Origin of the sequence: Methylobacterium sp. J-026 (genome assembly GCF_022829585.1) — a bacterium.
Taxonomy (GTDB): Bacteria; Pseudomonadota; Alphaproteobacteria; order Rhizobiales; family Beijerinckiaceae; genus Methylobacterium.
Window position 1 is genome coordinate 1 of sequence record NZ_JAKSYC010000121.1, and the last position, 5,218, is coordinate 5,218.

The following is a 5,218-nucleotide window of genomic DNA, read 5'->3' on the forward strand; positions in this document are numbered from 1 at the left end:
TCGTACTCGGAACGTCTGCCTCTCGGCGACGAGCCCAGGGCTGTATCCCCCGACGCGGCCCGGTAAATGCCTTATCGATCCATAGTCCGATATCCTGAGGTGGCTCTCCGGGACTGCCGTTCGAGAGTGCCAAACGTCGTCCTGCTGAATGGGAGCACGAAATGGCGCAACGCTCAGGGCACGACTTCAAATTCGGGATCGAGGAAGAGTTCTTTCTGGCGAGCGCACGCTCCCGGGGTGCTCCGCGTAGCTCGATCCAGGGGTTCCACGACGATGCCAAACGCTTGGGCTCGGTCGAGCGTGAGCTTCTAGAGAACGAGGTCGAGATCTGCTCTGCACCAACCGCGAGCGTCGAGGAAGCGCAGACTGCGCTCGGCAACCTTCGTGATCAGCTTCAAGGCACCGCACGCAAGCACGGGCTCAAGCTGTTCGCTGCCGGCACCCACCCGACCGCGGTCTGGTCCGTCCAGAAGGAGACCGACAAGCCGCGCTACCGCGGCATGATGGACGACCTGCAGATCACCGGACGCCGCTCCGTGGTCGCCGGCATGCACGTTCACGTCGAGGTGCCGCAACCCGAGGCGAGGATCGACATCATGCGGCGTATCTATCCGTTCCTCCCCCTGTTGCTTGCCCTCTCGACATCCTCGCCGTTCTACGACCGTCGCCAGACGGGTCTGCACGGCTATCGGCTTCGCGCCTATGCCGAGCTGCCACGGACCGGCCTGCCCGACTTGTTCGACAACGCCGACGACTACGACCGCTACGTGAAGGTCATGACGGCTGCGGGCGCTGTGCCAGACCCGACCTACTTCTGGTGGCACATCCGCCCTTCGGTCCGGTACCCGACCCTTGAGCTTCGCGTCGCCGACAGCTGCACGCGCCTCGAAGACACCCTCACCGTCGCCCAGATCTATCGTTGCCTCGTTCGCTTGCTGGACCGCCGGCCGGACATTCATGACGGCCTGACAGGCGCGTCACGCGGATTCGTGATGGAGAACCTGTGGCGGGCCGAACGCGATGGCACTGGAGCCTCTCTGATCGACGAGACCGCCGAGCGCGTCGTACCGGTCCAGGAGGCCGTTGACGCGCTTCTCGACCTGATCGCCGACGATGCGGCGGCGCTCGGATGCGCTGCCCAGGTCGCGCACGCCAAAATCATCGCCCGCAACGGATCGAGCGCTGCAGGTCAACTAGCTGCTTACGAGACCGTCATCGACGCCGGCGCGGGGGAGAGCGCTGCCCTTCGTGCAGTCGTGGACTGGCTGGCCCAGGAAACGAGCGTGGGCTGACCGTCATACGGAAGCATGCGGCGTGACGCGCGTTGGCCGTCCAGGTTTTCAGGGTTTGAGGACCACACCATGCGCGCACGTCGGAGTTCACGGGCCAAGCCCGCATCGTGGCTCACCATGGGCATCGACCTCGCGATGCTCGGCGTCGAGGCGCAGATGGTCATCGGCCAGCGCACGGCGATGTTCATGCTCGGCGGCCCGAAGGCGGACAAGGAAGCGCGCCTGATGGTGACCGCGAAGGTCAAGGCCGCCAGCGAGGCGGCCGCGACCATCGCCCTGGGCGGGACGCCACAAAAGGTCGTGCGCGATTATCGGCGGAAGGTGCGGGCGAACCATCGGCGGCTCGACAAGGGGTGATGCCGTCCACTAGGCTTGGGGTAGCTTCGTGGGCTCGTGGATCTCGGCTCCGTTGCCCCGTGACCGGTACTCTCGGGCAGCGGCGTAGGCTGGGCGGCGGGCGCGCATGATCGATCCGAGCGGTCGATGCGCGGCCAGACCCGTCCATGGATTGAACGCCATCCTGTCCTCGACCCATTCCCGCATGCCGTCCGACCAGGTGTCCTGCGGAACGGCGGTGATGCGGGCGATGGGGACGTAGGGGCTCTCGTCCTCGGACCACATCGCGGCCGCGTCCTCCACCGGCATCGCCTCGATGTCCGTCGCCAACTGAACCCGCAGCTCCCAGACCGCCGGACACGTTCGGAAGTGCTCCCGTACAGACTCACGGATCGCATCGGGGTGGCCGGACGTGTCGATAGACTTCTCCGACAGGGCGATGAGCTCCGAAGAGACCGGGGAAAGGGCTACCTTGGCGAAGTAGTCGCCGTGGAGCAGCGCGGCCTGGGAGAAGAAGCTGTCGCCGAGGAGGTGGGTCTTCGCCTGGCCGGCCAGGGTGGTCAGGCTAGCGGACTTGCCCCCGACCATTTCGAGTGCGGCCTCGGCGGTACGCGTCACCGCGGATATGACTTGCTTGACCGGTTCCGCACGGCCCGTCGTGGCGGCCAGGAGCTTCAGCTGACGGAGGAACCCCTTGGCGGTGCCGATTTGGAACGACGGAGAGTTGCCGAGCACGTAGTTCTGGGTGGTTTCATCCTCGCTGCCGGGGAGTCGGGGCCCGTTTACCCCCAGGATCTTCAGGGCGGCACCGCGCGGCGTGGAGACGCCGTCATGAAGCACGTCACCAGGCGTGGTGCTGAACCGGAGGATGGCGTCGTAGCTGGCGGGTGAGGCGAACAGCCCCTGGGCCAGCGCCGGAGGCAAGCCGGCGAGCACCTCGAACCGTGCCCGGAGGTAGCCATGCGCCTTGGCATGGACCGCGCGATGGGCGTAGCCGGTGTCCGTGTGCGTCTTCCGCTGGATGCCCAGCATGGCCTCCGTCAGGCCCCGCTGCGTCTCACCCTCATCCTCGGGGATGGTTTCGAACGAAGGATCGAACCGGAGTGGAGGATGCTGAGCCATCATTTCCAACGTAGGCATCTCAACGGAGTTGCCGCACCGGCGCGACTGCGGCCATCACAAATTCGTCGGCGGGCAACCTTCTCGACCGTTGCCCATTCCTGCTTCGTGACCCAAGCCGCCCAGGGCGACGCGCCCCATGCCCTCGTTGTCGACGACGATGCCCTGATCCTGATGGATGCGACGAGCATCCTGGAGGATGCAGGGTTCCAAGTGCTGGAGGCGATGAACGTCGCTCAGGCCTTGGCGGTGCTCGAACGTCACCACGAGGCGGTGCAGTTGCTCTTCACCGACGTGCATATGCCGGGGCATGGCGACGGTTTCGAGTTGGCCCGGCAGACCGCCGAGCGATGGCCCCACAGTGCCGTGGTAGTCGCGTCCGGCAACGCCAAGCCTGGGCCCGGCGACCTACTGGAAAGAGCGACGTTCATCGGCAAACCGTTCAGCGCCGAGATCGTACGGCACCATGTTCGCAAGACCCTGCCGGACGAGAAGCACCCGGAGCTCTTGAAAACGTAACCGCCGAGATCGGACAAGGCGCCCGGCGAACGCCTCTGGATTGAGCCAAGGTTCGTTCCGAGACCTCCGGCCCATGGACCACTGCGGTCACCGGGATGGCCTCACGCTACCCCGGTGACCGCGGAGGCTACGCCGCCCTTGCGGTGACTTTCGCGAAGGTGCCCGTCGCGATCTGCTCGTCGAGCTGCGCCTTGAAGTCCGCGATGCCAAGGACCTGGACGGGATTCCCCGCGTCGTCGAGGAACTCGTAGAGCGCGTCCTCGATGTTGCGGTTGCTGAAGAACACGATGGCGTCCTCGCCGCCGCCGCCCTCCATGTGCGGGTCGCCGTTCGCCACCCCCGAGACGTAGCTGCCCGTCGGACGGGTCTCCTTGTGGGTCCCATCCTCCCGGTAGAACCGAAGCTCGCCCTGCATCACGAGCGTCACGTAGGGGCTCTTGTGCCGGTGCAGCATCACCTTCTGGTTCGCGGCGAACTTGAACACGACGTCAACGATGCGGTTCTCCTCGTCGACCTTGTAGACGAAGAAGGCGATGTGCGGCAGCCAGTCGAGCGTCCGCCAGGTGATGTTGCTCTCGTCGAACATGTGGTTGGGCATTCCGTTTCCTCCTGCTCCCCCATCCGGCCGCTCCTGGCGGGCGCACGGCTTTCCGCCGCATCGGATGATCTGGGATTGGGGCAACTTCCGCCACGATCAATCGATGCGGCGTTCGCGACCCGCGCGAGCTAGTCGCCGCAATCCGTCGGATGGGACCCATGCTCCGGGTCCGGTGTCGCCCCTTTGGCGACCTTCGGAAGGTCCGATTCCTGGCTGTTGAGGTAGAGGCCAACGCCCGGGTTGGGTGGTTTTCCGCTCATCCGCTTCTGGACGGCGGATACATCGAAGCGGAAGTAGCCGGGGGGGCCGCCACGACCCTTCTCGGACCATCGCGCCCAGGCTACGAGAAAGCCGTCGAAAGCGGATCAGGTCGCAACCTTGAAGAAGATCATCGACGGTGCCTACCTCGTGCCGATGGGCAATTCCAACGCCGTGTTGCTCGATGCCGGACCGGACCTCGTTCTCATAGACGCGGGCTTCCCCGGCAAGACGGACACCGTGCTAGCTGCGATTAGCAAGCTCGGGCGCAAGCCGAGCGACCTCCAACACCTCGTCTTTACGCACGGGCATCCCGATCACATCGGGAGCGCCGCCGCACTTGTGCGGGCGACGGGAGCGCGAACCTACATGCACGCGGACGATGTGCCCTTGGCTGAGAGTGGCGGCCCGTTCCGACCGATGACGCCGGGACGCGGCTTGTTGCCGAGCCTCCTGTATCGCCTCGTCTGGAAGCCAGACGAGCGCATGGAGCCATTCCGCATCGATCAGCGCATTGCAGACGGTGAGACGCTGCCGCTCGCGGGTGGCCTGCGAGCGGTTCATCTACCCGGCCATTGTGCGGGTCAGGTCGGGTTCCTGTGGCAGGGCCAACGGCTGCTCATCGCGGGCGACGTGTTCATGAACAATTTAGGCCTGGGCGATCCTGTTGGCTTCGAAAATGAGGAAGAGGGACGGCGGAGCCAGCGCAAGCTTGCCGCCCTTGCCCCACAGGCGGTGTGCTTCGGACATGGGAGTGCCATCACGAGGGACACTCCCGCTCGGCTCGAACGCGCTACGGTACGACGCTGAGACTGAAAACCCGTCCTGATTGAAGGTACGCAAACCACGCCGAGCCAAAGTTGCAGGAAGGCTGACGAATGGCTGCCTAGGAGAAGCGCTCCCGGCGGTCCGGACGGCTGAGTTGGGTCGCCAGCGGAACGTCCGCATCTGCCTTCCGTCTCCAGAGCCTCGGTTCGGGTGTCTCCTCGCCTTGTCGGCGTGGGCCGGCAAGGAGACAGACGATGGGACACTCTGCACACGATCCAGCCACGAAAGGGCGACCGGCCTGGAACGCCGGCCGCAAGCTTGGCGCCAA

General features: G+C 65.4%; 6 protein-coding genes. 4 read left to right on the plus strand and 2 right to left on the minus strand.

The genetic code is table 11. The features are described from left to right. Nucleotides 1–161: 161 nt before the first annotated feature. The gene (locus tag MKK69_RS12225; RefSeq protein WP_243968144.1) at nt 162–1,292 is read left to right on the plus strand and encodes a carboxylate-amine ligase; all 1,131 of its coding nucleotides are present in this window, start codon (nt 162–164) and stop codon (nt 1,290–1,292) included. 117 nt (nt 1,293–1,409) lie between these two features. Further along, the gene (locus MKK69_RS12230) at nt 1,410–1,649 is read left to right on the plus strand and encodes a hypothetical protein (protein WP_243968145.1); all 240 of its coding nucleotides are present in this window, start codon (nt 1,410–1,412) and stop codon (nt 1,647–1,649) included. A 9-nt stretch (nt 1,650–1,658) separates the two neighbouring features. Here MKK69_RS12230 and MKK69_RS12235 read toward each other — a convergent pair whose 3' ends face one another. Then, the gene (locus MKK69_RS12235) at nt 1,659–2,660 is read right to left on the minus strand and encodes a catalase family protein (protein WP_243968146.1); all 1,002 of its coding nucleotides are present in this window, start codon (nt 2,658–2,660) and stop codon (nt 1,659–1,661) included. 78 nt (nt 2,661–2,738) lie between these two features. Between MKK69_RS12235 and MKK69_RS12240 the strand changes: the two genes are divergently transcribed. Continuing rightward, nucleotides 2,739–3,266 carry a response regulator gene (locus MKK69_RS12240; protein ID WP_313900849.1) on the plus strand — a complete coding sequence of 176 codons (528 nt, stop codon included), beginning with the start codon at nt 2,739–2,741 and terminating at the stop codon, nt 3,264–3,266. Nucleotides 3,267–3,393: 127 nt separating this feature from the next. Here MKK69_RS12240 and MKK69_RS12245 read toward each other — a convergent pair whose 3' ends face one another. Continuing rightward, nucleotides 3,394–3,864, minus strand: a complete 471-nt coding sequence (locus tag MKK69_RS12245) for a regulator (protein ID WP_243968147.1) — start codon at nt 3,862–3,864, stop codon at nt 3,394–3,396. 378 nt (nt 3,865–4,242) lie between these two features. Between MKK69_RS12245 and MKK69_RS12250 the strand changes: the two genes are divergently transcribed. After that, nucleotides 4,243–4,932 (plus strand): MBL fold metallo-hydrolase, encoded by a 690-nt coding sequence (locus MKK69_RS12250; RefSeq protein ID WP_243968148.1) that lies wholly within the window; start codon nt 4,243–4,245, stop codon nt 4,930–4,932. The last annotated feature ends 286 nt before the right edge of the window (nt 4,933–5,218 follow it).

What these genes read in the sequence shown, in the direction of transcription:
- MKK69_RS12230 (WP_243968145.1), top strand. Translation starts at nt 1,410, where the DNA reads ATGGGCATCGACCTCGCGATGCTCGGCGTCGAGGCGCAGATGGTCATC.
- MKK69_RS12245 (WP_243968147.1), bottom strand. Translation starts at nt 3,864, where the DNA reads ATGCCCAACCACATGTTCGACGAGAGCAACATCACCTGGCGGACGCTC.
- MKK69_RS12235 (WP_243968146.1), bottom strand. Translation starts at nt 2,660, where the DNA reads ATGCTGGGCATCCAGCGGAAGACGCACACGGACACCGGCTACGCCCAT.
- MKK69_RS12225 (WP_243968144.1), top strand. Translation starts at nt 162, where the DNA reads ATGGCGCAACGCTCAGGGCACGACTTCAAATTCGGGATCGAGGAAGAG.
- MKK69_RS12240 (WP_313900849.1), top strand. Translation starts at nt 2,739, where the DNA reads ATGCTGAGCCATCATTTCCAACGTAGGCATCTCAACGGAGTTGCCGCA.